The organism is Streptomyces sp. NPDC005494 (genome assembly GCF_042872025.1).
Lineage (GTDB): Bacteria > Actinomycetota > Actinomycetes > Streptomycetales > Streptomycetaceae > Streptomyces.
This window is the reverse complement of the sequence record NZ_JBIAJR010000009.1, coordinates 208,158-233,393: the sequence shown is the minus strand read 5'-3', so window position 1 is coordinate 233,393 and position 25,236 is coordinate 208,158. Positions and strand designations below refer to the sequence as shown.

The window sequence follows — 25,236 nt, the reverse complement described above, 5'->3', positions numbered from 1 at the left end:
CCAGGACCCGGTCACCGCCCCCGCGTCCCGCGCGTGGCCGGCGGCCCGGAGGCGGGCGTCCCCGGCGGGACCGTCAGTCGCGGTCGGTCTGCTCGGCGCGTGCGGCGTTGCGCTCCTTGATGCGGACCGCTTCCTTGCGGACCTCGGCCTGGGTGGCGCGTTCCTTCTCGAGCCACTCCGGGCTCTCCTGCTTCAGCGCGTCGATCTGCTCGGTCGTGAGCGGCTCGGTGACACCGCCGCGTGCGAGGCCGGCGATGGAGACGCCCAGCTTCGAGGCGACGACGGGCCGGGGGTGCGGGCCGTTGCGGCGCAGTTCCTGCAGCCACTGGGGCGGGTCGGACTGCAGCGCGTTCAGCTCGGCGCGCGAGACGACGCCCTCCTGGAACTCGGCGGGGGTGGCTTCGAGGTACACACCCAGCTTCTTCGCCGCGGTGGCGGGCTTCATCGTCTGGGTGGTCTGGTGCGACGTCATGGTGTCCAGGGTATCGAGCATGTGCACCGCCTCCGACCACGGCCGGTAACCTGGCGGGGTGACAGGCTCGGAAGTACCCCCTGCGTTCCGGCTCGCCTACGTCCCCGGCGTGACCCCGACCAAGTGGGTGCGGATCTGGAACGAGCGGCTGCCCGGTACCCCGCTGACCCTCGTCGGAGTGCCCGCCGCGGAAGCCGCGGACCTGCTGCGCGAAGGCGGCGCCGACGCCGGTTTCGTGCGGCTGCCCGTGGACCGTACGGACCTCAGCGCGATCCCGCTCTACACCGAGACGACCGTGGTCGTGATCCCCAAGGACCACGACGCGACGGCCGTCGAGGAGATGGCGGCCGAGGATCTCGCCGAGGAGATCGTGCTGCACCCCCTCGACGACGTCCTCGACTGGGAGCGCCCGCCGGGCCGGCCCGCGTTCGAGCGGCCCGCCACGACGGCGGACGCGGTCGAGCTCGTGGCGGCGGGGGTGGGGCTGCTCGTCGTACCGCAGTCGCTGGCCCGCCTGCACCACCGCAAGGACCTCACCTACCGGCCGCTGACGGGCGTTCCCGAGTCGCGGATCGCGCTGTCGTGGCCGGAGGAGAGGACGACCGACCTGGTGGAGGAGTTCATCGGGATCGTCCGTGGGCGCACGGTGAACAGCACCCGGGGCCGTCCCCCGACACCGCCGCAGCCCAAGGCCGGGCGCGACGCCGCGAAGAAGAGCGGCACCCCGCGCAAACCGGCGGCCGGCCAGACGCCAAGGGGCGGCGCCAAGAGCGCCAAGGGCGGCGGCGCGAAGAACCCCAGGGCCGCGGCCAAGCGCGGAAAGCCCCGCCGCCGGCCGTGACGGGAGGCCCGCACCCCTACCCGTAGTACTTCGGAGCTACGCGGCAGGTGCGCTCCCCGGCGGGACGCCGGTCGCACGGCCCGCTCCATACCTTCGGTACCGGATTCAACGAGACCGTCCGGTACGGAAGGACCTCCCATGGCGTCCCGCCCATGGAGCAGCCGCGCTCGGCGCGCGCTGCTCAGCGCACTCGTCACCGCCTCGGTGGCGCTCCCCGTCTCGGGGGCTGCCCGCCCCGCAGCGGTTCCGGCACCCGCGCCGGCCGCCCTCACCCCGCTGGGCGGGGCGGGCGCCTCGGCGCTGGACGCCAGATACGCGGTCGGCCGTGAGGAGATCCGGGCGGCGCGCGAGACGGCCGCCCGCCACGGCGACCGGCGGCGGGCCGCGGCACTCACGGCCATGGCGGCTCCGGGGCGTACGTTCCTGATGTTCGACGGACGCGACGGTGGCCGGAGCGTGGAGGTCTTCGGAGACCTGTCCTCGGCGCGGCGGATCGCCGTGATGGTGCCGGGGGCGGGCGTCGGCCTCGATCACTACTGGCGCTTACGGCGTGACGCCGGAACGCTCCTGGGCGAGCTGGGCGGCGGATCGGCCGTGGTCGCCTGGCTCGGCTACCGGACACCCGACCTGCTGAGCCCCTCGGCCCTGACCACGGGGCGGGCCGGGGAAGCCGCGCCCGTCCTGCGGTCCTTCGTGCGGGAGCTGGCCGGAGCCAGGCCTGCCGCCCGCATCTCGCTCCTCTGCCATTCCTACGGCTCCGTGGTCTGTGCCAGGGCCGCGTCCGGGCTCGACGTCGCGGACATCGTGCTGTACGGAAGTCCGGGGACGGGGTCCGGCAGCGCCGCCGGCCTGCGGACCCGGGCCACGGTATGGGCCGGTACGGGAGCGGAGGACTGGGTCGGGCATGTCCCGCACACGGCTCTGCGACTGCCGTTCCTCACGTTCGGGTTCGGGGCGGATCCGGTGTCGCCGGGGTTCGGAGCCGAGGTGTTCGACGCGGGCGACGCCGCGCACAGCGACTACCTGAGACCGGGTTCGGTCTCGCTGCGCGGCATCGCCGCGATCGTGACGGGCGCGACCGGGGGCCGTGATGCGTGACCTCGCGCGCCGCGGCGGTGTACGGGAACTGGTGCGGCGGATCGACGCGGCGACACCCCGGCACCGCGACCGTGCGGTCGACGGCCTGCGTGCCCTCGCCATCCTGGGCGTGGTGTGCGGCCACTGGCTGGTGACCTCACTGGTCGCCGACAGCGGCACGGTGCACGGCGCGAGTCCCCTTCAGCACATGCCCCGGCTCGCCCCCGTCTCCTGGGTGTTCCAGACGCTCGCCGTCTTCTTCCTGGTGGGCGGTCAGGTGAACACGAAGGGCTACGCCGCCGCCCGGGCCAGGGGGGAGTCCTACGGGAGGTGGCTGCGGGTCCGGACGGCACGTCTTTTCCGGCCGGTGGCGGCGGTGACCGTCGTATGGGCCGTGGCGGCCGGGGTGATGCTGGTCTCGGGGGTGGACGAGACCACCGTGCGCACGCTGGGCAAGCTGGTGTGGTCGCCCCTGTGGTTCCTGCTGGTGTTCGCGGCGCTGACCGCGGTGACCCCGCTGGTGGCACGACTGCACCCGGTGTGGCCGTTCGCCGTCGTGCTGCACGTCGACCTGCTCCGGCTGGGGCTCGACGGTCCTGCCGCCCTCGGCTGGATCGACGTGCCCGCCGGATGGCTGGTCCCCTACTGCCTGGGCGCGGCCTGGGCCCGGGGCGGGCTGAGCGACCGCCGGACCGGCTGGACGCTGCTGCTCGGAGGCGTGGTGGCCACGGCGGGGCTGGTGTCGTTCGCCGGGTACCCCGCCGCCATGGTCGGGGTGCCGGGCGCCGCTCTCTCCAATCTCGACCCGCCGACGCTCGCCGCCGTCACCTTCGGACTCACCCAGTGCGGGGCGGCCCTGCTGCTGCTCGGACCTCTGCGGCGGGCCCTCGCGCGGCCCGCGGTGTGGGCGGCCGTGGCCCTGCTGAATCTGTCCGCGATGACCGTGTTCCTGTGGCACCAGACCGCGATGATCGTGGTCACGTCCACCACGCTGTTCCTGGGCGGTCCGCTGCCCGGCCTGCACACGGTCCCCGACGACCTCGGCTGGGTGCTCGCCCGGTTCGCGTGGCTCCCGGTGTTCGCCCTGGCGCTGCTGGGTCTTCGGGCGGCCTTCGGGGCGTACGAACAGGAGCGCGGCGGGCGTTCGACCGTCGTGACGTCGGGTTCCCCCGCGTGCACCCCGGAGTCGCGTCATGCCTAAGCTGAACGGCATGACGGGGGCGGGGGCCTGGAGCCGGGTCGTGACGGCGGTGCGCGGGCTGCCCCGCATGCTGCGCGAGGATCTGTGGACCTCACCCGTCGATCCGTTGCCGCCCGTGGGCGCGCCCGGCGCCCCGGTGTGGCGGCCCGCGTTCGGGATGCTGCTGACGCTGGGCGCCACGACGGTCTCGCTGTGGCACGTGTCCGACCTGGTCCCCCACGGTGCCGCCGTGCCCGAGTACGCGGTGCTCCTCGTCGTCTGCCAGGCGCTCGCTCTCCTCGCGGGCATGTGGCAGCCCTTGTACGCGTGGTGGGTCTCGCTGGTCCTCATGGTGGTCAGCGTGCGGATCGCGGAGTCCGCGACCACACCCGGTGACATGTTTCCGTGGTCGGGACCCGAGATCGCGCTGCAGGCCGGCGCACTCTTCCTGCTCACCCTGCGGGTCCAGCCGCGCAGGGCGGTCCTCGCGCTCACGCTGAGCCTGCTGGCGGGGCTGTTGGCCGGTGGCTTCACCACCCGGGCCCACAACTACGCCTTTGACGTGGGGGCGTTGGCCGTCATCACGACCGTGGTGATCGGCTCGGCACTGCGCGCCCTCAGGGTCGCCCGCGGTCAGCTCGTGGTGCAGTCGGGGCTGACGGAGGAGGAGCGCGCCCGCCGCACCCTTCTGGAGGAGCGCAACCGGATCGCCCGCGAGCTGCACGACGTGGTCGCCCACCACATGTCGGTGATCTCCATCCAGGCGCAGGTGGCCCCGCATCTGGTCGAGAACCCGTCGGCCGAGCTCCGGGAGAATCTCGCCGGCATACGGGAGAACGCCGTGGAGGCCCTGGCCGAGCTGCGCCGGGTCCTGGGGGTGCTCCGCTCGGAGGACGCGGTGGCGGACGGGGTGCGGCACGCCCCGCAGCCCACCCTGGACCGGCTGGACGAACTGATCGACAAGGTACGGAGCGCGGGCGTCACCGTCGCGGCGCGGAGCACGGGCCTGCGCCGCCCACTGCCGCCGGGGGTGGAGCTCTCGGCCTTCCGCATCGTGCAGGAGGCCCTGAGCAACGTGCTCCGGCACGCCCCCGGGGCACGGGCCACGGTCGAGGTCGGCTACCACTCCCACGCGATCACCGTCCGCGTCGCCAACACCGCCCCGGCATCGCCCGGACGGAAGGCGGGCCGTGGGGGCCACGGACTGCTCGGCATGCGGGAACGCACCGTCATGCTCGGCGGCGAGTTCACGCACGGCCCCACCCCCGGCGGGGGTTACGAAGTAGTGGCGACGCTCCCCCTGGAGGACCTCACATGACCATCCGCGTGCTGATCGCCGACGACCAGATGATGGTCCGCCAGGGCTTCACCGTGCTCCTGAACGCCGAGCCCGGCATCGAGGTCGTCGGCCAGGCGGTGGACGGTGTGGACGCGCTGGAGAAGGCGGCCGAACTCGACCCCGACGTCGTCCTGATGGACATACGGATGCCCCGGCTCGGCGGCATCGACGCCACGCGCCGCATCACCGGGGCACCCGGCGCGACGGCCCGTGTTCTCGTCCTGACCACCTTCGACCTCGACGAGTACGTGTACGAGGCACTGCGCTCGGGTGCCTCCGGCTTCCTGCTGAAGGACGCCTCGGCCGACGAACTCGCCCAGGCGGTACGGGTGGTGGCCGCCGGTGACGCGCTGCTCGCCCCGAACATCACCAAGCGTCTGATCGCCGAGTTCTCCCGGGTGAGTGCCGGGCCGCGCGCCCCCTCGCGGGAGCGCGTCGGCGACCTGACCGAGCGGGAGACGGAGGTGCTGTCCCTGATCGCACAGGGTTTGTCGAACGCGGAGATCGCGGTGCGCCTGGTGGTGGCGGAGCAGACCGTGAAGACCCATGTGAGCCGGATCCTGGTGAAACTGGGTCTGCGCGACCGGACCCAGGCAGCGGTGTACGCGTACGAGTCGGGGCTGGTGCGCCCGGCGGGTTACTGAGCTGCCGGGAGGGCGTCGTACACCGCGTCGATCAGCGCCATCTTGCGCGGGTCGTCCGCGATGTTCGGGCCCATGCGGTTCATGACGTAACCGAGCGCGATGCCGGCCTCCGGGTCGGCGAGACCGCAGGAGCCGCCCGCCCCGTCGTGGCCGACGGCGCGCGGGTTGGGACCGTACGACGAGTTCGGGCCGCTCAGCCAGAGACCGAGGCCGAGCTCCGTCTCGTGGGCGAAGCCCGCTCCCAGGACCAGGTCCCGGCAGCTGCCCTGTCCTTCGCGGACACGTTCCGCCGCCTCCTGGGACAGGATCCGCCGGCCGTCCAGGGTGCCCCGGCCGGCGACGATGCCGTAGAGGGCGGCGACCGCGCGGGCGGTGCCGTGGCCGTTGGCGGCGGGGATCTCGGCGGCCCGCCACTCGGGAGTGTTGGCGGCGGCGGTGCCGGTGCCGGGGTTGAGCAGCGAGGCGATGGCCAGGGGCTCCATCTGGGCGAACAGCGCGGCCTGTTCGCGGGAGACGGTCTTCGGCTGGACGAGCTCGGCCACCCGGCCGGCGTCCTTCTCGGGGAGGCCGACGGTGAAGTCGATGCCGAGCGGCCCGGTGATCTCCTGCCGCAGGAACTCGCCGGGCAGCAGGCCGGTGATCCGGCGGACGACCTCCCCGACGAGGAAACCGTAGGAGATGGCGTGGTATCCGGAGCGGGTGCCCGGCTCCCACCAGGGTTCGGTCGCCGCGAGCCGGGCCGTGGTCAGCTCCCAGTCGTAGAGCTCGGCCAGGGTATGCGGGTCCCGCAGCCCGGCGACGCCCGAACGGTGCGAGAGCAGATGGCGTACGAGGACGGACTCCTTGCCCGCGGCGGCGAATTCGGGCCAGTACGCGGACACCGGGGCGTCCAGGTCCAGGAGTCCGCGGTCGACGAGGATGTGGGCGCAGAGGGCGGTCGGGCCCTTCGTCGTGGACCAGACGTTGACCACGGTGTCCCGCTCCCACGGGCGGCTCCGGTCCCCGTCGGCCCAGCCGCCCCAGAGGTCCACCACCGGGTTTCCGTCGAGCAGGACGGTGACCGCGGCCCCCAGTTCGTCACGCTCGGCGAAGTTCGCCGCGAACGCGTCGCGCACCGCCGCGAACCGGTCGTCACAGTGGCCATGGATCTGGGGCACGGGCGTCTCCTCGTCTCGTTGGCACGCACCATACCGACTGGTCGGACTGGCGGGAAGGCGCCGGGCCGCGCTCTTCCGCCGGGCCGGCACGTCCGCCGGTCCGGCACGTCAGCCCGGTCCGGCACGTCAGCCCGGCGGCAGTTCGAGGCTGAGGCTCCAGCGGCCGGGCAGTCCGTTGAGTGTCACGGTGGAGAGCGGGCGCACGTCGACGTTCCAGTACGTCGACGGCGGGGCCTTCAGCGCGTACACGAGAGCGGCGCGGACGACGGCGGGCTCGGCGACGGCGACGATCCAGCCCTCGCGCACCGGCCGGGTGTCCAGCCAGCCGCCTACGCGGGATATGAAGCCGAGCAGCGACTCGCCGCCGTGCGGGGCCGCGCGCGGATCGGCGAGCCAGGCGTCGACCCCGGCCGGTTCGTGGGCGGCCACGTCGGCAAGGGTCATCCCTCGCCACCGGCCCATGTCGCAGTCGCGCAACGCGGGCTGGACCAGCGGCGCGAAGCCGAGGGCGTCGCCGGTGGCACGGCTGCGGGGCGTGGGCGAGCAGTAGCGCAGCTCGGCGGCGGCCAGCGGGATCAGGGAGTGCGCGGCGAGCCTCACCTCGTGCCAGCCCGTGGCGTCGAGCGGCCGGTCGTCGTCGAAGCGCTCGGCGAGCAGGGCGGAGCTGCGTGCTGCGGCGACCAGTGAGACGCGAACACTCATGGGCGCGATCGTGGAGCCGAACGCCGCGCCGGTCAAGAGGGCGAGCGGGCGGCGTACGGGCGCCTTCGGGTCACTTCAACTGGAGGGCCATCCACATGTCCGGTTCGGCGAGCGGGGCGAACCCTGTCTTCGCGTAGACGCCGTGGGCGTCCCGGGTCGCGAGGACCAGCCTGCTCACGCCGAGGGAGGCCAGGTGGTCCCGGGCGGTGGTGACGATCCGGGTCCCCAGGCCGTGGCCACGGGCGTCGCGGTCGACGTACACGTCACACAGCCAGGCGAACGAGGCGTGGTCCGTCACCACCCGCAGGTAGGCCTTCTGCTCGCCCGACGCTAGGTCGTACGCACCGAAGTTGAGCGAGCCCGCCATCGCGCGGTCCTGGTGCTCGCGGGTGCGGCCCTGCGCCCAGTAGGCGTCCGTGGAGAGCCAGTGGTGGATGCGGGCGTGGTCGAGGCGCGCCGGGTCGGAGGAGATCTCGTATCGCCGCCCGGCGGTGTCGGTGTCGGTCATGGACGGGAGGCTATCGCCCGGACGTCGGCAGCTCGTCGCAGGCGGTGCGCAGCCTGCGTACCCCTTCCGCGATCTCGGCCGGTCCCGAGAGGCCCGCGAAGCTCAGCCTGATGTGTCCGGCGGGGGGTTCGGCGCAGTGGTACGGGCTGCCCGGCGCCACGGCGACACCGGCCCGCAGGGCGGCGGAGACCAGGGCGGGCTCGTCGGCTCCCGGGCCGGGGAGCCGCAGCCAGACGCTGCCGCCGCCCGACGGCACGTGCGTCAGGGTGAGTTCGGGGAGCAGGGTGCGCACGGCCGCCGTCACGGCGGTGCGGCGGCTGCCCAACTCCGCTGCCACGGTACGCAGATGCCGGTCCCAGGACGGGGCGCCCACGAGTTCGAGTGCGGCCTCCTGGAGCGGTCGCGGTACGAAGAAACTGTCGACGACCTGGATGGCGCGCAGCCGCTCCCGGACAGGCCCCCGGGCGGCGAGGGCCCCGACGCGGAGGCTGGGCGATGTGACCTTGGTGAGGGAGCGCACGTGGATCACGACACCATCCGGGTCGTGGGCGGCCAGCGGCTCGGGCAGGGGTCCGGCGTCCTGGTGGGCGAGGTGGCGGGCGAAGTCGTCCTCGACGACGAAGGCGCCGGCCTTCCGGGCGGCCTGTACGACACGTTCGCGCCGCTCGGGGGCGAGGATCACGCCCGTGGGGTTGTGGAAGAGCGGCTGGCAGACGAAGACCTTGGCCCCGGTGGCCCGGAAGGCCTCCTCCAGCAGGTCGGGCCGCACCCCGTCCGCGTCCATCGGTACGGGTACGGGCCGCAGGCCGGTGGCGCGGGCGGCCGCCAGCATGCCTGGATAGGTGGGCGACTCGACGAGCACGGGAGCACCGGGCGGGGCGAGGGCCCGCAGCGCGGTGGCCAGGGCGCTCTGTCCGCCCGCCGTGACCAGGACGTCGGGGCCCGTGAGGGTGCCGCCGATCTCGCGAGCGAACCAGGCGCGCAGTTCGGCGAGGCCGCAGGTGGGCGGCCTGCCCCACGCGCCCGGCCGGCGGCCCGCCCGTGCGAGGGCGGCGGCCAGGGCACGCTCGGGCTGGAGGCTGGGGTGGAGATAGCCGCCGTTGAACTCGATGACGCCCGACGGGGGCGCGGCGAGGGTGACGAGGACGCCCGAGGCGTCGACGGTGCGCGGCACGGCGTCGGGTCCGCCGTCACTGCTCAGTGACACCTCCTGCCAGGAGGTGTCACCGGCCTCGGGGAGCGTCGTGTGCACCTCGGCCCGGAAGGCCCCGGAGCCCGGGCGGGTGACGACCAGCCCCTCGGCGGCGAGCTGGGCGATGGCCCGGGAGACGGTGACCGGGCTGACCCGATAGCGCTCGACGAGACTCCGGCTGGACGGCAGCTTCCCACCTGGAGAGTAGCGGTCGAGCTCACCCCGCAGGGAACTCGCCAGTTCGGCCACACTGCTACGCTCATGCATGACAGCACACAATAGCGCTACCGGCCGGACCGCGATAGCGGTCCCGGTCCCCGCCGGCCCGCCCGTGGTGCGCCGCGGCCCCGGAGGCGGCGTCCTGCTCGCCGGGCTCGGCGTCCTCGCCTTCTCGCTGACCTTCCCCTCGACGGTGTGGGGCCTGGAGAGCTTCGGCCCCTGGTCCCTGGTCGCACTGCGCAGCGTCCTCGCGGCACTGATCGCGGGGTGCGCCCTGCTCGCCGGCCGGGTCCCGGTGCCCGCGCGGCACCACTGGGCGGGTCTCGCGGTCGTCGCGGGGGGCGTGGTGGTGGGGTTCCCGCTGCTGACCTCGCTGGCGCTGCAGACCTCCACGAGTTCGCACGCGGCCGTGGTGGTGGGGCTGCTGCCTCTGACGACCGCCCTGTTCTCCGCTCTGCGCACCGGTACGCGCCCTCCCCGCGCCTTCTGGATCGCCGCGCTGGCCGGGGCGGCGGTGGTGATCGTCTTCACGGTCCAGCAGAGTGGCGGGGCGCTCTCCTCCGGCGATCTGTATCTGTTCGGGGCACTGCTGGTCTGCGCGGCGGGCTACACCGAGGGCGGCAGGCTGGCGAGGGTGATGCCCGGCTGGCAGGTGATCGGCTGGGCCCTCGTACTCGCCCTGCCGCTCGCTGTGGCCGGAGCCGCCGTGGCGCTGCCCTTCGAGCCCGTGCATCTGACGGCGCACGGGGTGATCGGGCTGGTCTGGGTGGCCGCCGGGTCCACCTTTCTCGGACTGTACGTCTGGTACCGCGGCATGGCGGAGATCGGCGTACCCCGGGCGAGCCAGCTCCAGCTGGCGCAGCCGCTGCTCACCCTGGTCTGGTCGTTCCTGGCCCTCGGCGAGGAGATGTCCGCCGCCGCGCCGGTGGCGGCCGTGGCCGTCCTGGTCTGCATCGCCGTCACCCAGCGTGCGGGGAGCAGCCGCACGAAGGACGGTGAGGGCATCCGGTCATAGACTTGTCGACATGGACCGCCACCCGTGAGGAGGTCACTCCCGATGGAGGCACACGCGGGCGACCGGCTGCTGACACACGGCAGGACCGTGGGGCAGCACGACAGGGTCGCAGAGATCATCGAAGTGCTCGGCGACCGGGGCGGCCCCCCGTACCGTCTGCGCTTCGAGGACGGCCATGAGTCGATCAGGTCCCCGGGCCCCGACAGCGTCGTCCAGCACACCGTCCCCGAGGACCAGGACCGGTAGAGCGCGCGTGCGCCGGGGGCACGAGTGGTCCCCGGCGCACGCGCCCCGGGCGCGGCGGTCCGGCTCAGCGCGGGGTGCGGGCCCGCAGCTGGTAGTGGTCGGCCACCACCCGGGCCATGGCCCCGATGGGGTCGCTCTTCACGTGCCGCGCGGAGAAGTAGACGTGGCCGCCCACCTCCGGATGACCTGCGGCGAAGTCGAGGTGCCGGGAGAGTTCGGCCGGGTCCTGCCAGGCTGCGGGCTGCGCCGGGTCACCGGCCTTGTAGAGCGCCTCCCCGACGTACAGCCCGACGCCCGTGCCCTTGACGGTCTCGGCCCACCACGGCAGCAGCTTCGCGTAGTCCGCGGCGGTGAAGCCGATGTTCCAGTAGATCTGCGGGCAGATGTAGTCGATCCAGCCCTCCTTCACCCACTTACGGGTGTCGGCGTACAGATCGTCGTACGTCTGCACACCGGCCGAGGTGTCGGAGCCCAGCGGATCGGTCTTGGCGTTGCGCCAGATCGCGAAGGGGCTGATCCCGAACCGGACCCCGCTCCTGACCTCCTTGATCCGTTCGGCCGTCTCACGCACCAGTCGGTCGATGTTGTCGCGGCGCCAGGCGGCCTTGCCCACGAAGTCCCCGCCGTACTGTTCGTAGGCTTCGTCGTCGGCGAAGACCTGGCCTGCCACCGGGTAGGGGTAGAAGTAGTCGTCCCAGTGCACCGCGTCGACGGCGTAACGGCTCACCGCGTCGAGCATGGCGTCCTGGACGAACCTCCTGACCTCGGGCACGCCCGGGTTGTAGTAGAGCTTCCCTCCGTACGGCACGACCCAGTCCGGGTGCAGCCGGGCGGGGTGGGAGGCGACGAGCCGTGACGGGTCCGTGTGGTTGGCGACGCGGTACGGGTTGAACCACGCGTGCAGTTCCAGACCGCGTGCGTGTGCCTCCCGCACCGCCGTCCCCAGCGGGTCCCAGCCCGGGTCCTTGCCCTGCACACCGGTGAGGCACTGGGCCCACGGCTCGTACGAGGAGGGCCACAGGGCGTCGGCGGCCGGCCGGACCTGGAGGACGACGGCGTTCAGCCGCAGTTCCACGGCACGGTCCAGATGGGCGATCAGCTCGGCCTCCTGGGCGGCGGCGCCCAGGCCGGGCGCCGACGGCCAGTCGATGTTGGCGACGGTGGCGATCCACACGCCGCGCAGCTCGCCCTGGCCGGCTCTGCGGCCCCGGTGGGGGCCACCCGGACGGTGCGCCGCGACGGCGTCGCCCGCGGTCGTCATCGCGGCGGCCGTCGCCGCCGCGCCCAGCACAAAAGACCTCCGGCCCAAACCACGCATGTGCACACCTTTCGTTCCGTTGTACCCGTGAGCCACTCCGGCAGCGCGTGACGCAGATCATGCCCGGCCCCGGCCCGCACGACCCGCAGCTCGCCGGGGCCGGATCGCGGAGTAACGTCGTGGGGTCGAGGCGGGCACCGGAATCTAACGGGAACTGCCGCACGGAGATCAGCGAAAGGCACGAGGTGACGGACTCTATGGCCGACATTGCACGCGTCGGAGTGGTGGGCTGTGGCCAGATGGGCGCAGGCATCGCGGAGGTGTGCGCCCGCAGCGGCCTCGAGGTCAAGGTCGCGGAGACCACCGGCGAGGCCCTGGAGATAGGGCGTACCCGGCTGCACAACTCCCTCTCGAAGGCCGCCGAGCGCGGCAAGATCACCGTGGAGGAGCGCGACGAGACCCTGGGCCGCCTCAGCTTCACCACCGACCTCGGTGAGTTCGCCGACCGCGATCTCGTGATCGAGGCCGTCGTGGAGAACGAGCAGGTCAAGACCGAGATCTTCCAGGTGCTCGACCAGGTGGTGACCCGGCCCGACGCGATCCTCGCCTCGAACACCTCGTCCATCCCGCTGGTGAAGCTCGCCGTGGCGACCTCCCGGCCGGACCAGGTCATCGGCATCCACTTCTTCAACCCGGCCCCGGTGCAGCGGCTCGTGGAGCTGATCCCGGCGCTGACGACGTCCGACGAGACGATAAAGCGCGCCGAAGCCGTCGTGCAGAACGTCCTGGACAAGCACGCGATCCGCGCCCAGGACCGTTCGGGCTTCGTCGTGAACGCCCTGCTGATCCCGTACCTGCTCTCGGCGATCCGGATGTTCGAGTCGGGTATCGCCAGCCGCGAGGACATCGACAACGGCATGGAGATGGGCTGCGCCCACCCGATGGGCCCGCTCAAGCTGGCCGACCTGATCGGCCTGGACACCGTGGCCTCGGTCGCCGACTCGATGTACGCGGAGTACAAGGAGCCCCTGTACGCCGCTCCCCCGCTGCTCCAGCGGATGGTGGACGCGGGGCGGCTCGGCCGCAAGACGGGGTCGGGGTTCTACCCGTACGACTGACGGCTCACCCGCGGGCGCCGCGCCGGGAGTTCGGCTCGGCGCCCGCGGACTCCGCCGGGTGTGCGCCCGGCCGGGCGGCGACTCCGTGACGAGGGAGCCTCCGGCCGCCGCGCTCATGGGTCCTCGGCACGGCTGGGCCGTGCACGCAGGCCGGTCACGACGTGGCCGTGGCCCGCGTCCTGACCCCGTCGCGTCAGAGGGCGGAGGGGGCCGCCTCGCCCTGTGCCTCGTCACGGGTTTCGAGGAAGGACGCGTCCCGGAAGGCTCTGAGCCCCTTCGCCCTGGTGACACCCAGCTTCTCCAGGACCTGCTCCTTCACCAGACCGGCGCCGCGGAGTTCGACGCAGTGCCGTGCCAGCTCCAGCCGCTCCGGATGATCGTCGGGGGCTTCGTAGAAGACCGCGTCCTGCAGCAGTTCCTTCACCGAATCGACCGACCGGCCCATCGCTCGCGCTATCTGCGCCCTGGCCATGCCCGACCTCTTGTGCCGGAGGGCCTCCGCCGCCGCGCCGTATCGCTCCGTCCGCAGGTCCTCGTTGCGCCGGAGCGTGATTCCCGCCGCCTTGCGGGCACGGTGGAGGAGACTCTCGACCTGCTTGGGCGTCAGGCCCAGCTCCGCGGCGATGTCCTGATTTCGCCGCCCCTCGCCGTGCAGCCGGAGTGCGTGCTCCACCTGAGCTCCGCGCAGCAGACGCTCCCGCTCGCGCTCCCGTTCCTTCCGCCGCCTGATCTCGTCCTTGAGCGCACGGGTCAGGGCCGACTTCACGGAACGGGCGAAGCGGAGTCGCTCCGCCTCCTCGCGCATCTGCTCGCGCACGAAGTAGCCGTACCAGAACGGCATCCGCTCGCTCAGATCGCCGTCGCGCTTCCCGCCCCACGCGCATGCGGGGTGCTGTTCGCGCTTCCTCCACAACGCCTTCAGCGTGGTCGCGTGCGGGGTGTAGCCGCCGTCCTCCCGCATGAGGAGTCGTTGCTCCTGCGTCAGCCCCTCCATGGCCGCTTGCGAGGCCTTCCTCAGGCCGGCAGCCTCCGCCATCGCCAGAAGCGTCTGCCAGTCCCACTTGGGCACGGTGAGGCCGAACCGGACCTCACCGTCGCCCTCCCAGCGGTTCACCTCCGCCGCGACGTACACCGCGAAGCCGGCGGCGTTCCACCCCCGCACGACGTCGTGCCACATCTTCGCGGCGGTCGCGGGGAGGTAGGCGACCCTCTGCCCCTCCACGTCGTAGGCCACCGCCCGCGCGTCCCAGGGGTTGCACGGCTCGGGCACGAGCTCGGCCTCGACCTTCTGGCCGGCGTCGAATCTGCTCAGCGACTCCTGGAGGTAGTACGCCCCGGAGGCGTAGTACTCCCCTTCCGTACGGCAGTAGTCGTCCAGCAGGATGCGGCCCGCAGGCCTGATGTACTCCCCGGCCCGGCGTATGTGGATCCCCACCGATCCCTCCCCCTCGCACCTGTCTCACTGCCCCGGCAGGTCGGGGGAACGTCGTCGAACCATCTCCGACCTGCGACTATCGAAGGATTCTATGCCCGGACCGCGCCGCGCCCGCGGTCCGGCCGACGGGCCGGACCGGGTCTCCGCACGGAGGGCCGCCCGGCTGTCCCGGACGGCCCTCGACAAGGGTCACCCCAGCCGCATGTGATGGAGCATCAGCAGAGCGGCCGCCATGTTGGCCGCGGGGATCTCACCGCGCGCGACCATGTCCGGCACGAGTTTGAGCGGGACCCACTCCCGGCGCGAGGACTCGAAGTCGTCCGCCGGATGTCCCGTGTACACCGCCTCGCGCGACCAGAAGAAGTGGTGCCGCGCGTCGATGAGCCCGTTGGCGGGCTCGACGGTCATGAGGGGGCGCAGTTCGCCGGGGCGCCAGCCGGTCTCCTCCTCCATCTCCCGGGCAGCCGCCTCGGCGATGTCCTCGCCGTCCTCGACCACCCCCGCTGCGAGCTCCCAGCCCCAGCTGTCGGTGATGAACCGGTGCCGCCACAGGAGCAGGACCTCGTTGGCCTCGTTGACCACCGTCGCCGCGGCGACCGCGCGGAGCCGGATGAGGAAGTGGTCCAGATGCCGTCCGTCGGGGAGTACGACATCCGCCAGGTTGACGCGGAACCAGCGGTTCTCATACACAGTTTGTTCGTTTAAGTTCGTCCACTGCACGGTCATGCCACCTTCCGACTGGTTGATGGCAACATCGGAGCAGGGACAGCCGCGAAGCGGAACGCGGCGAGGCCCCCGGGCCGAGGCTCACAGAGGCACGCGGAGCGCCCCGTCGATGAGTCCGGCCGCCTCCCGCGCGTCCGCGCACCCGCTCGCGGCCAGCGGCTCCCGTACGGAGCGCAGCCTGTCCCGCAGCCGCCGGGACTCCATGCCCCGGGCGCGTTCCGCCATCTCCGAGGCGGTGCGGGCCGCCTTGTCCGCCTCTCCCTGGAGCAGCTGGAGACGGGTCAGCAGGCCGAGCCGGTGCACGGTGCCGCGGTCGTGTGCCGGGGAGCGTACGGCCGCCGTGGCGTGCTCCCGCGCCCCGGCGAGGTCCCCGAGGCTCAGCAGCGCCTCCGCCACCTGGACGTTGACGAGGCCGGGCTGCACGTATCCCGTCTCGTCCGGCTCGTGGAGCGCGTGGATGCGGCCGGCCTCGGACTCCGCCCGGTGGATGCACTCCAGAGCGCTGCGCGGGTCGCCGAGCTCGGCGTAGGCCTTGGCCTGCATCGCGTGGAGGTCCGTGGCCAGCGCAGGCGTGATGTGCGGGCCCGCGGCCCGCAGCGCCGCTTCGGCGAAGGCGACGGACCTGCGGAATTCGGCCAGGTGGAGCGACTGGTTCACGAGCAGCGCGATCACGTAACCGCCGAGGCCTCGGTCCCCGCTGGCCTTGGCCAGGCGCAGGGCCTGGTGGAAGTAGCGCTGGGCGAGCCCGTGGGCGTCGGAGTCGTAGGCGCAGATGCCCGCGACGGCGACCAGTCCCGCGGTCGCGCGATGGAGCCGGCGGCCCGTGGCGTCGTTGTACCCGCCCCGCAGCAGCGGTGCGGCCTCGGCGTTGAGGAAGCCGACGATGCGCGACCTCGTCGCGACGCCGCCCGCCTTCCGGTACATCTGCTCGTAGTGAGCTCGGGCGGCCCGGAGCATCGTTATGTCCGCCGTGCCGACGCGGGCCGGCCCGGGGCGGGAGACGTCCGCGTCCTCGGGAGGGTTCTCCCACTCCCATACCGGCACCACCGCGCCGGTGCCCGTCACGGCGGGCGCGGAGGCGAGGTGCAGGCGCTGCTGGTCGTCGGAGCGCCACAGGGCGGTCGCGTGCTCGACGAAGCCGGAGAGGCCCGCGCCCTGCTGGGTGGCGTGCGCCCCGGCGATTCCCATGCCGATGTCGTCGAGCGTGATCGCCCGGCGCAGCCGGGCGCCGAGGACCTCGCAGATCAGATCGGGTACCTGTCCGCGCGGGCGCTGGCCCTTGAGCCAGCGGGCGACCGCCGTGTGTTCGTACCGCAGGCAGAGCCCGCGGGCCCGGCCGGCCTGGTTGACGTGTCCGGCGAGCCCCGCCCGGGACACCCCCGCCTCGTCGATCAGGGATTCGAGCAGGATGTTGGGCTCCATTGCCCCCCCATGTGCGTGTCGCAATGAGCCTAGTGGAGCACGGTTCACACGGGGTGTGAACGGAATGCCCGAACCATCCTGCTGTGCGCTCTGCCCGGCCGGGGCCCCGCTCGGTTGAATAAGTGCCTCGCAAGAGGCGGCCGGGTCGTCGGCTCCCCCTCGTAACAGTTCGACGACCCGCACCCGCGCCGTTCGTCCTGCCGGCCTGCCCGACACTCCGTGGCAGGGCGGGCGGCGCCGGATCGCACGGCCCACTGCCCCGATGGCAGAGGGACCGCGTGCGGTCCCCAGGCCGTCCGGCGGGAACAGAAGGGGCGTATCCGGTGGCCGGATACGCCCCTTCTCACCGTCCTCGCCGACTACGCGCCGCGCAGCACCGCACCGGTGCGCCCGGCGGCCAGGGCCACCGCGCTGTCGCGGGCCGCCGATGCCTCCTCGACGGTCAGCGTGCGGTCCGCGGCACGGAACCGCAGCGCGTACGCCAGGGACTTCTTGCCCTCACCGATCTGCTCACCGGTGAAGACGTCGAACAGCCGCAGCGACTCGAGGAGACCGCCGGCGCCTTCGCGCAGGGCCTTCTCCACCTCGGCGGCGGGCACTCCGGCGTCGACGACGAGCGCCACGTCCTGGGTCGCCACCGGGAAGGTGGAGATCCTGGGCGCCTGGAGCACGCCGTCCACGGCCCGCTCCAGGACGTCGAGTTCGACCTCCATGGCGCAGGTCCGCTCGGGCAGGTGGAGCTCCTTGACGACGCGCGGGTGCAGTTCGCCCGCGTGTCCGAAGAGGGTCTCCTCGCCGTCGACCGTGACGTACAGCGCGGCGCAGCGTCCGGGGTGCCACGGCGCGTGCCGGTCGGCGCGGACCGTGAGCTCGACGCCCGCCTCACGGGCGATGCTGCGCGCCGCCTCGACGGAGTCCGCCCAGTTCGCGGGGCGGCCCTTGCCCCACCATCCGGCCTGCTCGCGGGCGCCCGCGAGGACGACGGCGGCACGGCGCGGCTGACGCGGCAGTGCCGCGTCCAGCCCGGCGATCTCCTCGTCGGTGGGACGGCGGTCCACGGGCAGCCGTACCGCCTTGGTCTCCTCGCCGGTCGGCCTGAAGACGAGGCCGGTCTCGAAGAGCGCCAGGTCGTGGTTGCCGCGTCCGTCGTTGCGCCGCAGCGCGCCGAGCAGTCCCGGCAGCAGCGTGGTGCGCAGCGCGGGCTCCTCGTCGGAGAGCGGGTTGACGAGGGTGACCGTACGGCGCCGGGCGTCGTCCTTCTCCAGGCCGAGCTGGTCGAGGACGGCCTCGCCGATGAACGGGTAGCTGAGGGCCTCGACGTAACCGGCGCCCGCGAGCGCCCGGCCGATGCGGCGGTGCAGCCGCTGGCGGTCGGTGAGCCCGCGCCCGGACGGCGGGGTCGGCAGGGTGGAGGGGAGGTTCTCGTACCCCTCCAGCCGGATGACCTCCTCGGCCAGGTCGTTCGGCTCGGCGAGGTCGGGGCGCCAGGAGGGCACCGTGACGATCAGCTCGTCCTGCCCGTAGACGTCGCAGCCGACCTGCTGGAGGCGGCGTACGACGGTCTCGCGGCCGTACTCGACACCGGCCACCCGGTCGGGGTGGTTCGCCGGCATCGCGATGGTGCGGGGCGCCGAAGGGGCGGTGATCTCCGTGACGCCTGCCTCGGCCGTGCCGCCCGCCAGGAGGACCAGCAGGTCGACGGTGCGCTGCGCTGCAGCGGCGGCGGCCTGCGGGTCGACACCCCGCTCGAAGCGCTTGGACGCCTCGGAGCTCAGCTTGTGGCGGCGCGCGGTCCGGGCGATGGCGATCGCGTCGAAGTGCGCGGCCTCGATGACGACCTCGGTGGTCCCGGTGTCCTCGGCGTGGTCGGCGATCTCGGTGTCGGCGCCGCCCATGACGCCCGCGAGGCCGATCGGCCCGCGGTCGTCGGTGATGACCAGGTCCTGGGCGTCCAGGACGCGCTTGGCGCCGTCGAGCGTGGTGAGCTTCTCGCCCTGCTCCGCGCGGCGCACCCCGAGGGGGCCCTGGACGCGGGAGCGGTCGTAGGCGTGCAGCGGCTGGCCGAGCTCCAGCATCACGTAGTTGGTGATGTCGACGGCGAGCGAGACGGTACGCATCCCGGCCTTCTGCAGCCTGCGCTGCATCCAGATCGGGGAGCGCGCCTCGGGCTGCAGGCCGGTGACCGTACGCGCGGTGAACTTGCCGCACCCGATCGGGTCGGACACCTTCACCGGGTAGCCGTGCGCGTTGGGCGGGGGCACGTCCAGGAGCGCCGGATCGCGCAGCGGCAGCCCGTACGCGATGGCGGTCTCGCGGGCGACACCGCGCATCGACAGGCAGTAGCCGCGGTCCGGGGTGACGGCGATGTCGAGGACCTCGTCGACGAGCTCCAGGAGCTCGATCGCGTCGGTGCCGGGCTCGTACTCCGGCGGCAGCACGATGATGCCGTGCGTGCCGTCGTCGCCCATGCCGAGCTCGTCGGTGGAGCAGATCATGCCGTGCGAGGTCTTGCCGTACGTCTTGCGGGCGGCAATCGCGAAGTCACCGGGCAGGACGGCGCCGGGGAGGACCACGACGACCTTGTCGCCGACGGAGAAGTTGCGGGCGCCGCAGACGATCTCCTGCGGTTCGCCGGTGCCGTTGGCGGTGCCGACGTCGACGGTGCAGAAGCGGATGGGCTTCTTGAAGCCCTCCAGCTCCTCGATGGTCAGGACCTGACCGACGACGAGGGGGCCCTTGAGGCCGGCGCCCGTCTGCTCGACGGTCTCGACCTCGAGGCCGACGGACACGAGCTTGGCCTGTACGTCACGGCCGGACTCCGTCGCCGGCAGGTCGACGTACTCCCGCAGCCAGGAAAGCGGGACGCGCATCAGATCTCCATCCCGAACGGCCGGGTGAACCGGACGTCACCCTCGACCATGTCTCGCATGTCCTCTACGTTGTGGCGGAACATCAGCATCCGCTCGATGCCGAACCCGAAGGCGAATCCGCTGTACTTCTCGGGGTCCACACCGCAGGCGACGAGCACCTTGGGGTTGACCATGCCGCAGCCGCCGAGCTCGATCCAGCCCTCGCTGCCGCAGGTGCGGCAGGGGCGGTCCGGGTTGCCGACGGACTCCCCGCGGCAGACGTAGCAGACCATGTCCATCTCGGCGGACGGCTCGGTGAAAGGGAAGAAGTTCGGCCGCAGCCGGGTCTTCATGTCCGGGCCGAAGAGCGCCTGGACCATGTGGTCGAGGGTGCCCTTGAGGTCGGCCATGGTGAGGCCCTCGTCGACGGCGAGCAGCTCGATCTGGTGGAAGACCGGGGTGTGCGTGGCGTCGAGCTCGTCGGTGCGGTAGACCCGGCCGGGGCAGACCACGTAGACGGGGGGCTTGCGGCTGAGCAGCGAGCGGGCCTGGACCGGCGAGGTGTGCGTACGCAGCACGACTCCGGACTCGTCGCTCTTCGCACCGTCGGCGCCCTGGACGAAGAAGGTGTCCTGCATCTGCCGCGCCGGGTGGTCGGGCACGAAGTTCAGGGCGTCGAAGTTGAACCACTCCGCCTCGACCTCGGGGCCCTCGGCGATCTCGTAGCCCATGGCCACGAAGACGTCGGCGACGCGCTCCATGATGGTCGTCAGGGGGTGGCGCGCACCGGCCGGCGTGCGGTCGTAGGGCAGCGTGACATCCACCGCCTCCTCGACCAGTACGCGGGCGTCACGCTCGGCCTCCAGTTCGCTCTGGCGGGCGGCCAGCGCCTTGGAGACGGCGCCACGGGCCTGGCCCACGCGCTTGCCCGCCTCGGCCTTGGCCTGCGGCGGCAGCGCGCCGATCTCCCGGTTGGCGAGCGACAGGGGCGAGGTACCACCGGTGTGCGCGGTCTTCGCCTGGGCGAGCGCGTCGAGGTCGCCGGCGGAGGCGAAGGCGGCGAACGCCTCGTCCCGCATGCGCTCGATCTCTTCCGGTTTCAGTGCCTCGACCTCGACTGGGTCGTACGACTTGTTCGGTGCCGACATCTCTTCCCGTGCTTCCGATTGGCTGGTGGCGACCCTGGTTCGACGACTGAGGACGCAAAGGTGCCAAAAGTCGAGTCTACGGGCCGCCGGAGGACGAAGGAGCCCGTGGGCCGCTCACGCCAGGTAGGCGGGCGCGCTCACGGGCAGGATAAATCGGAACTCGGCGCCCCCGCCGGGCGCCCGGGCGACGGTGATGGTGCCGCCGTGCGCCTCGACGATGCCCTTGACGATGTAGAGGCCCAGGCCGGTCCCGCCGCGTTTGCTGCCCCGCCAGAAGCGGGTGAAGACGCGGGCCATCGACTCCTCGGGGATGCCGGGACCCTCGTCGCTCACGGTGACCGCCGTTCCGCTCTCGTCGCTCTTGCCCGGTGCGGGCGCAGGGGCGATCTCGATGGTGACGGTTCCGTCGCCGTGGCGCACCGCGTTTTCCAGGAGGTTGCCGAGGACCTGGTCCACCTTGTCCGGATCGGCCCAGAGCGCGGGCAGCGGCTGCCGGGTGTGCACCAGGAAGCGGTCCGGGGGCAGGCCGGTCGCCATGAGGGCCTGGATGTGGCGCTCGACGGCGGCGGAGACGTCCACGGGCTGGCGGCGCAGCTCCAGCCTGCCGGAGTCGATGCGGGAGATGTCGAGCAGCTCGGCGATGAGCCGGGTGACGCGGTTGGCGTCGGCGTCGACGGTCTCCAGCATCAGCCGCTTCTGGTCGTCGGTGAACCGCTCCCACTTGGCCAGCAGGGTGGCGGTGAAGCCCTTGACCGAGGTGAGCGGCGAGCGCAGCTCGTGGGCGACGGTCGCGATCAGCTCGGCGTGGCTGAGCTCGGTGCGGCGGCGGGCCTCGGTGCCCCGCAGCGAGACGACGAGCCGGCTGACCGGCCCGGTCGGGGTCTCCCTCACGTACCGGGCGGAGACCAGGACCTCACGGCCGCCGGGGAGCAGCAGATTCCGCTCGGGCTGGCCGACCCGGGTGGCGAGTCCGCCGTACGGGTCGGTCAGCTCCCACCAGCGCCGGCCCTTCAGGTCCTCCAGCGGCAGCGCCTGCTCGAGGGAACTGCCGAGGGCGGCGGCGCCGGGGGTGGCGGTGATCCGTGCGGCGGCCCGGTTGAAGCAGATGACCGTGCCGTTCTCGTCGGCGACGACGAGGCCGTCGGGCAGGTCGTCGGGGTCGATGCCCGTGCCGGGGTCACCGGTGGCCGGGCCCGTGCCGGCCCCGTCGGAGAGGGCACGCGCGGCGGCCGTGTGTGCCTCCCGCGGCCTGCTCGTGCCGACAGCCATCTTCCCGTACCCCACCTCTCGAACCGGTGCAGTGGGCCCCCGAGTTCGTCACCCTACTAGGCGCCGGCGGCCGGGCGACACCCTGTGGGCGGCCAGCGCCGGGGTGTGGCCCGTATCGATCGGCGAGGCGCCCTCGGGTGATCAGCCGGTGCGGCGGGGGCGCTGCGCCCGCGCGGAGGCGTAGAGGCACACGGCGGCGGCGGTCGCGAGGTTGAGGCTCTCGGCCTTGCCGTGGATCGGGACCCGGACCACGGCGTCGGCCAGGGCGCGGGTCTCCTCGGGCAGGCCCCACGCCTCGTTGCCGAAGACCCAGGCGGTCGGCCCGCCCATGGTGCCCGCGTCGAGTTCGTCGTCGAGGTCGTCCTCGCCCGCGCCGTCGGCCGCCAGGATGCGCACCCCGGCGTCACGCAGCCCTCGCACGGCCTGCTCGACGGGTACGCCGACGGCCACGGGCAGATGGAAGAGCGAGCCGACGGACGCCCGGACCGACTTGGGGTTGTAGAGGTCCACCGAGGCGTCGGTGAGCACCACCGCGTCCGCGCCGGCGGCGTCCGCGCAGCGCAGTACGGTTCCCGCGTTCCCGGGGTCGCGTACGTGGGCGAGGACGGCGACCAGGGTGGGCTTCGCCGCGAGGATGTCCGCGAACGGGGAGTCCAGGAAGCGGCAGACGCCGATGAGCCCCTGGGGGGTGACGGTCTGCGAGACGTCGGCCAGCACGTCGCTGTCCGCGAGGTGGACGCGGGCTCCGGCGGCACGGGCGGCGTCGATGATCGCGGTGTACCGCTCGGCGGCCTCGACGGTGGCGAAGAGCTCGACCAGGGTGGGCTCGCCGTCCCGGCCCCGGTGGGCGGCGGCCTCGCGTACGGCCTGCGGCCCCTCGGCGATGAACCTGCGCTCCTTGCCGCGGAAATTGCGTCTGGCCAGCCGTCGTGCGGCGGCGACTCGCGGCGATCGCGCGGAGATCAGTTCGGGGGTGCCCATGGTCGGCGGCGAGCCTCTCTGCGTAAGTCAGCTTCTCTGCGTACGTTTCTCTGCGTACGGCTGACTACGTACGCGACACGTGGTGCAACGCACCGGACCCGCAGACGGCATGCGCCTGCGGGTCCGGCTCAAAGCGCTGGGACGCTTGGAAGTGCGGCCTGGATCAGGCGGCCTTCGGGGCGTTGACGTCGCTCGGGAGGGCCTTCTGAGCGACCTCGACCAGGGCGGCGAACGCGTTGGCGTCGTTGACCGCGAGCTCGGCCAGGATCTTGCGGTCCACCTCGATGTTGGCGGCCTTCAGACCCTGGATGAGGCGGTTGTACGTCATGCCGTTCTGGCGAGCGGCCGCGTTGATGCGCTGGATCCAGAGCTGACGGAAGTCGCCCTTGCGCTTCTTGCGGTCGTTGTAGTTGTAGACCAGGGAGTGGGTGACCTGCTCCTTGGCCTTGCGGTACAGGCGCGAACGCTGACCGCGGTAACCGCTGGCGGCCTCGAGGATCGCCCGGCGCTTCTTGTGGGCGTTTACTGCCCGCTTGACGCGTGCCACTTTTAACTCCTTGCAGCGGGGCCGGGTGGTCGGAAGTCAGACCTCACCTGGCCCGGAAACGAATAGGTCCCGGTCGGATCGAGGGCGCCTCCGGGGTCACCGGAGGCCGCGCCTCACTTGCCGAGAAGCTTCTTGATCTTCTTGGCGTCGGCCGGAGCCACGACGACCGTGCCGGTCAGCGAGCGGGTCTTCTTGGACGACTTGTGCTCGAGCAGGTGGCGCTTGCCGGCCTTCTCGCGCAGCACCTTGCCGGAGCCGGTGATCTTGAAGCGCTTGCTGGCACCGCTGTGCGTCTTGTTCTTCGGCATCGCGCCGTTATCTCCTCGTCAGTGGCGCCCCTCACGGTGCGGGCACCGGACTGCAGGGGCGTCAGATCTTTGGGTGGCTTCCGGGGGACCCGGGGGCGCCTGGGTGGCGACCCCCGGAGGTCACGCCTCGGAAGGTGTGTCGGCCGGAGCCTCGGCCGCTGCGGCGGGGGCCTCAGCGGTCTCACCCTCGGACTCGGCGTCGGGGGTCGGTCCCTGACGCTCCGCCTTACGGGCGGCCTGGGCCTCGCGGGCTTCGGCCATGGCTTCGGTCTTCTTCTTGTGCGGGCCCAGAACCATGATCATGTTCCGGCCGTCCTGCTTCGGGTTGGACTCGATGAAGCCGAGGTCCTCGACATCCGAAGCGAGACGCTGGAGCAGTCGGAAGCCCAGCTCGGGGCGGGACTGCTCACGACCGCGGAACATGATCGTGATCTTGACCTTGTCCCCCTGCTTGAGGAACCGGACGACGTGACCCTTCTTGGTGTCGTAGTCGTGCGGGTCGATCTTCGGCCGGAGCTTCATTTCCTTGATGACCGTGTGCGCCTGGTTCTTGCGCGCCTCACGGGCCTTCATGGCCGACTCGTACTTGAACTTCCCGTAGTCCATGAGCTTGCACACGGGGGGACGGGCTGTCGCCGCCACCTCGACCAGGTCGAGGTCGTACTCCTGTGCGAGCTCCAGGGCCTTGGCAAGCGGGACAATCCCGACCTGCTCGCCGCTGGGACCGACAAGTCGCACCTCGGGAACGCGAATCCGGTCGTTGATGCGGGGCTCGGCGCTGATGGATCCTCCTCGGTAGCACCACGCGACCGCCTGGCGGACAGCCGCGTAACGTCTTATGTATGACCAACCGAGCCGGGAAAACAGAAATGCCCCGGACGGGACACAGGCGGGGCTCCTGGAACTACCGGAACACCGCCGCGTGCAACCGCGGGGCGCTATCGGGCGGCCCCATCGTCCGTACGGAACGATGGCTGCCACCTGACCGGTGACCCGCCGTCCCGGAGGACGGTCAGGTGGGAGATCGGAGCCTCCACTTGTGGGCCGAGCACATAGGTGTCCGGCCGGTCGTTACACAAGGTTAGCAGCCCGCCGACGCGTGCGCTAATCCCGTGTCCCGGGGCGCTCCCGCGGGAGAGGGGTGCGCGGCCTGGCCTTATCGTGTGGGGCATGAGCGACGCGACCACTCCCAGCACCGAGAACCCCGGCTTCGACGACATGGCCCGCGACATCGCGGAGGTTCCCGCGGTCGAGGTGATCGTGACCGTCGCCGTCAACCTGATGAGCGCGGCAGCCGTGAAGCTCGGTCTGACCGAGGAGGGCGAGCAGCACAAGGACCTGGACGAGGCGCGCAAGCTGGTCCAGGCCCTGGCCGGACTGCTCGACGCGAGCGCCACGGAGATCAGCACCTTCCACGCCTCCCCGCTGCGCGACGGCCTGAAGTCGCTCCAGCTCGCCTTCCGCGAGGCCTCGCTCGTCCCGGACGAGCCCGGCCACGGTCCGGGCGAGAAGTACACGGGCCCGGTCTACGGCTAGAAGCCACGGCTGACGCACGCGAGCCCGCCGCCTGGTCACAGGCGGCG

25 protein-coding genes are annotated in these 25,236 nt (G+C 72.3%); 9 read left to right on the top strand and 16 right to left on the bottom strand.

Annotation, left to right across the window (positions count from 1 at the left end; genetic code table 11):
* Positions 1-73 precede the first annotated feature (73 nt).
* A complete protein-coding gene (locus ACFYQ6_RS25480) occupies positions 74-493 on the bottom strand; it encodes a DUF5997 family protein (protein ID WP_361574421.1) in 420 nt (139 codons plus the stop codon).
* Positions 494-530: 37 nt separating this feature from the next.
* Between ACFYQ6_RS25480 and ACFYQ6_RS25475 the strand changes: the two genes are divergently transcribed.
* The 5 genes from ACFYQ6_RS25475 (at position 531) to ACFYQ6_RS25455 (ending at position 5,553) form a co-directional block, all read left to right on the top strand.
* Positions 531-1,313 carry a LysR family substrate-binding domain-containing protein gene (locus ACFYQ6_RS25475; protein WP_361574423.1) on the top strand — a complete coding sequence of 261 codons (783 nt, stop codon included), beginning with the start codon at positions 531-533 and terminating at the stop codon, positions 1,311-1,313.
* Between the two features lie 138 nt (positions 1,314-1,451).
* Entirely contained in the window at positions 1,452-2,411 is a 960-nt protein-coding gene (locus tag ACFYQ6_RS25470; protein ID WP_388765074.1) for an alpha/beta hydrolase, read from the top strand.
* The gene (locus ACFYQ6_RS25465) at positions 2,404-3,591 is read left to right on the top strand and encodes an acyltransferase (protein ID WP_361574427.1); all 1,188 of its coding nucleotides are present in this window, start codon (positions 2,404-2,406) and stop codon (positions 3,589-3,591) included. Before ACFYQ6_RS25470 ends, ACFYQ6_RS25465 begins: the two co-directional genes overlap by 8 nt.
* Positions 3,584-4,888, top strand: coding sequence for a histidine kinase (locus ACFYQ6_RS25460; RefSeq protein WP_361574429.1), 1,305 nt, complete (start codon positions 3,584-3,586; stop codon positions 4,886-4,888). Before ACFYQ6_RS25465 ends, ACFYQ6_RS25460 begins: the two co-directional genes overlap by 8 nt.
* Complete coding sequence (locus tag ACFYQ6_RS25455; RefSeq protein ID WP_356740002.1) at positions 4,885-5,553, top strand: response regulator transcription factor; 669 nt, start codon at positions 4,885-4,887, stop codon at positions 5,551-5,553. Before ACFYQ6_RS25460 ends, ACFYQ6_RS25455 begins: the two co-directional genes overlap by 4 nt.
* Here ACFYQ6_RS25455 and ACFYQ6_RS25450 read toward each other — a convergent pair.
* The 4 genes from ACFYQ6_RS25450 to ACFYQ6_RS25435 all read right to left on the bottom strand — a co-directional run bounded on the left by ACFYQ6_RS25450 (position 5,547) and on the right by ACFYQ6_RS25435 (position 9,379).
* Entirely contained in the window at positions 5,547-6,710 is a 1,164-nt protein-coding gene (locus ACFYQ6_RS25450; protein ID WP_388765071.1) for a serine hydrolase domain-containing protein, read from the bottom strand. The genes ACFYQ6_RS25455 and ACFYQ6_RS25450 overlap by 7 nt on opposite strands.
* Positions 6,711-6,836: 126 nt before the next feature.
* Positions 6,837-7,412 (bottom strand): histidine phosphatase family protein, encoded by a 576-nt coding sequence (locus ACFYQ6_RS25445; RefSeq protein WP_388765069.1) that lies wholly within the window; start codon positions 7,410-7,412, stop codon positions 6,837-6,839.
* Between the two features lie 70 nt (positions 7,413-7,482).
* Positions 7,483-7,920 (bottom strand): GNAT family N-acetyltransferase, encoded by a 438-nt coding sequence (locus ACFYQ6_RS25440; protein WP_388765067.1) that lies wholly within the window; start codon positions 7,918-7,920, stop codon positions 7,483-7,485.
* Positions 7,921-7,930: 10 nt separating this feature from the next.
* On the bottom strand, positions 7,931-9,379 hold the full coding sequence (locus tag ACFYQ6_RS25435) for a PLP-dependent aminotransferase family protein (protein WP_388765065.1): 1,449 nt from the start codon (positions 9,377-9,379) through the stop codon (positions 7,931-7,933).
* Here ACFYQ6_RS25435 and ACFYQ6_RS25430 point away from each other — a divergent pair.
* Positions 9,378-10,346 carry a DMT family transporter gene (locus ACFYQ6_RS25430; RefSeq protein ID WP_361574443.1) on the top strand — a complete coding sequence of 323 codons (969 nt, stop codon included), beginning with the start codon at positions 9,378-9,380 and terminating at the stop codon, positions 10,344-10,346. The genes ACFYQ6_RS25435 and ACFYQ6_RS25430 overlap by 2 nt on opposite strands.
* A gap of 42 nt (positions 10,347-10,388) precedes the next feature.
* Entirely contained in the window at positions 10,389-10,592 is a 204-nt protein-coding gene (locus tag ACFYQ6_RS25425) for a DUF1918 domain-containing protein (protein ID WP_356740014.1), read from the top strand.
* 64 nt (positions 10,593-10,656) lie between these two features.
* Here ACFYQ6_RS25425 and ACFYQ6_RS25420 read toward each other — a convergent pair whose 3' ends face one another.
* Positions 10,657-11,910: a family 10 glycosylhydrolase gene (locus ACFYQ6_RS25420; RefSeq protein ID WP_361574448.1), complete on the bottom strand. Its 1,254-nt coding sequence runs from the start codon at positions 11,908-11,910 to the stop codon at positions 10,657-10,659.
* A gap of 197 nt (positions 11,911-12,107) precedes the next feature.
* On the opposite strand from ACFYQ6_RS25420, the gene ACFYQ6_RS25415 reads away from it, so the two are divergent.
* Positions 12,108-12,968 (top strand): 3-hydroxybutyryl-CoA dehydrogenase, encoded by an 861-nt coding sequence (locus tag ACFYQ6_RS25415; protein ID WP_361574451.1) that lies wholly within the window; start codon positions 12,108-12,110, stop codon positions 12,966-12,968.
* A 193-nt stretch (positions 12,969-13,161) separates the two neighbouring features.
* Here ACFYQ6_RS25415 and ACFYQ6_RS25410 read toward each other — a convergent pair whose 3' ends face one another.
* The 10 genes from ACFYQ6_RS25410 to infC form a co-directional block, all read right to left on the bottom strand.
* Positions 13,162-14,403, bottom strand: a complete 1,242-nt coding sequence (locus tag ACFYQ6_RS25410; RefSeq protein ID WP_361574454.1) for a sigma factor-like helix-turn-helix DNA-binding protein — start codon at positions 14,401-14,403, stop codon at positions 13,162-13,164.
* A gap of 189 nt (positions 14,404-14,592) precedes the next feature.
* On the bottom strand, positions 14,593-15,123 hold the full coding sequence (locus ACFYQ6_RS25405) for an NUDIX domain-containing protein (RefSeq protein ID WP_361574935.1): 531 nt from the start codon (positions 15,121-15,123) through the stop codon (positions 14,593-14,595).
* Positions 15,124-15,210: 87 nt separating this feature from the next.
* Positions 15,211-16,551, bottom strand: a complete 1,341-nt coding sequence (locus ACFYQ6_RS25400) for a transcriptional regulator (RefSeq protein ID WP_361574457.1) — start codon at positions 16,549-16,551, stop codon at positions 15,211-15,213.
* 359 nt (positions 16,552-16,910) lie between these two features.
* Positions 16,911-19,421, bottom strand: a complete 2,511-nt coding sequence (gene pheT / locus ACFYQ6_RS25395; protein ID WP_388765060.1) for a phenylalanine--tRNA ligase subunit beta — start codon at positions 19,419-19,421, stop codon at positions 16,911-16,913.
* Entirely contained in the window at positions 19,421-20,548 is a 1,128-nt protein-coding gene (gene pheS / locus ACFYQ6_RS25390) for a phenylalanine--tRNA ligase subunit alpha (protein WP_361574463.1), read from the bottom strand. The genes pheT and pheS overlap by 1 nt, the downstream gene beginning before the upstream one ends.
* A gap of 114 nt (positions 20,549-20,662) precedes the next feature.
* Entirely contained in the window at positions 20,663-21,817 is a 1,155-nt protein-coding gene (locus ACFYQ6_RS25385) for an ATP-binding protein (protein WP_361574466.1), read from the bottom strand.
* A gap of 141 nt (positions 21,818-21,958) precedes the next feature.
* The gene (locus ACFYQ6_RS25380) at positions 21,959-22,798 is read right to left on the bottom strand and encodes an RNA methyltransferase (RefSeq protein WP_361574469.1); all 840 of its coding nucleotides are present in this window, start codon (positions 22,796-22,798) and stop codon (positions 21,959-21,961) included.
* Positions 22,799-22,961: 163 nt separating this feature from the next.
* The gene (rplT, locus tag ACFYQ6_RS25375; protein WP_003970214.1) at positions 22,962-23,345 is read right to left on the bottom strand and encodes a 50S ribosomal protein L20; all 384 of its coding nucleotides are present in this window, start codon (positions 23,343-23,345) and stop codon (positions 22,962-22,964) included.
* 113 nt (positions 23,346-23,458) lie between these two features.
* Entirely contained in the window at positions 23,459-23,653 is a 195-nt protein-coding gene (rpmI, locus tag ACFYQ6_RS25370; protein WP_030918579.1) for a 50S ribosomal protein L35, read from the bottom strand.
* Between the two features lie 120 nt (positions 23,654-23,773).
* Positions 23,774-24,493, bottom strand: a complete 720-nt coding sequence (infC, locus tag ACFYQ6_RS25365; RefSeq protein WP_361574938.1) for a translation initiation factor IF-3 — start codon at positions 24,491-24,493, stop codon at positions 23,774-23,776.
* Between the two features lie 330 nt (positions 24,494-24,823).
* Here infC and ACFYQ6_RS25360 point away from each other — a divergent pair, with 330 nt between their 5' ends.
* Positions 24,824-25,189: a DUF1844 domain-containing protein gene (locus tag ACFYQ6_RS25360; RefSeq protein WP_014157243.1), complete on the top strand. Its 366-nt coding sequence runs from the start codon at positions 24,824-24,826 to the stop codon at positions 25,187-25,189.
* Positions 25,190-25,236 lie beyond the last annotated feature (47 nt).

What these genes read in the sequence shown, in the direction of transcription:
- ACFYQ6_RS25480 (WP_361574421.1), bottom strand. Translation starts at nt 493, where the DNA reads ATGCTCGATACCCTGGACACCATGACGTCGCACCAGACCACCCAGACG.
- ACFYQ6_RS25470 (WP_388765074.1), top strand. Translation starts at nt 1,452, where the DNA reads ATGGCGTCCCGCCCATGGAGCAGCCGCGCTCGGCGCGCGCTGCTCAGC.
- ACFYQ6_RS25465 (WP_361574427.1), top strand. Translation starts at nt 2,404, where the DNA reads ATGCGTGACCTCGCGCGCCGCGGCGGTGTACGGGAACTGGTGCGGCGG.
- ACFYQ6_RS25460 (WP_361574429.1), top strand. Translation starts at nt 3,584, where the DNA reads ATGCCTAAGCTGAACGGCATGACGGGGGCGGGGGCCTGGAGCCGGGTC.
- ACFYQ6_RS25455 (WP_356740002.1), top strand. Translation starts at nt 4,885, where the DNA reads ATGACCATCCGCGTGCTGATCGCCGACGACCAGATGATGGTCCGCCAG.
- ACFYQ6_RS25445 (WP_388765069.1), bottom strand. Translation starts at nt 7,412, where the DNA reads ATGAGTGTTCGCGTCTCACTGGTCGCCGCAGCACGCAGCTCCGCCCTG.
- ACFYQ6_RS25440 (WP_388765067.1), bottom strand. Translation starts at nt 7,920, where the DNA reads ATGACCGACACCGACACCGCCGGGCGGCGATACGAGATCTCCTCCGAC.
- ACFYQ6_RS25430 (WP_361574443.1), top strand. Translation starts at nt 9,378, where the DNA reads ATGACAGCACACAATAGCGCTACCGGCCGGACCGCGATAGCGGTCCCG.
- ACFYQ6_RS25435 (WP_388765065.1), bottom strand. Translation starts at nt 9,379, where the DNA reads ATGCATGAGCGTAGCAGTGTGGCCGAACTGGCGAGTTCCCTGCGGGGT.
- ACFYQ6_RS25425 (WP_356740014.1), top strand. Translation starts at nt 10,389, where the DNA reads ATGGAGGCACACGCGGGCGACCGGCTGCTGACACACGGCAGGACCGTG.
- ACFYQ6_RS25420 (WP_361574448.1), bottom strand. Translation starts at nt 11,910, where the DNA reads ATGCGTGGTTTGGGCCGGAGGTCTTTTGTGCTGGGCGCGGCGGCGACG.
- ACFYQ6_RS25415 (WP_361574451.1), top strand. Translation starts at nt 12,108, where the DNA reads ATGGCCGACATTGCACGCGTCGGAGTGGTGGGCTGTGGCCAGATGGGC.
- ACFYQ6_RS25400 (WP_361574457.1), bottom strand. Translation starts at nt 16,551, where the DNA reads ATGGAGCCCAACATCCTGCTCGAATCCCTGATCGACGAGGCGGGGGTG.
- pheT (WP_388765060.1), bottom strand. Translation starts at nt 19,421, where the DNA reads ATGCGCGTCCCGCTTTCCTGGCTGCGGGAGTACGTCGACCTGCCGGCG.
- pheS (WP_361574463.1), bottom strand. Translation starts at nt 20,548, where the DNA reads ATGTCGGCACCGAACAAGTCGTACGACCCAGTCGAGGTCGAGGCACTG.
- ACFYQ6_RS25385 (WP_361574466.1), bottom strand. Translation starts at nt 21,817, where the DNA reads ATGGCTGTCGGCACGAGCAGGCCGCGGGAGGCACACACGGCCGCCGCG.
- ACFYQ6_RS25380 (WP_361574469.1), bottom strand. Translation starts at nt 22,798, where the DNA reads ATGGGCACCCCCGAACTGATCTCCGCGCGATCGCCGCGAGTCGCCGCC.
- rpmI (WP_030918579.1), bottom strand. Translation starts at nt 23,653, where the DNA reads ATGCCGAAGAACAAGACGCACAGCGGTGCCAGCAAGCGCTTCAAGATC.
- ACFYQ6_RS25360 (WP_014157243.1), top strand. Translation starts at nt 24,824, where the DNA reads ATGAGCGACGCGACCACTCCCAGCACCGAGAACCCCGGCTTCGACGAC.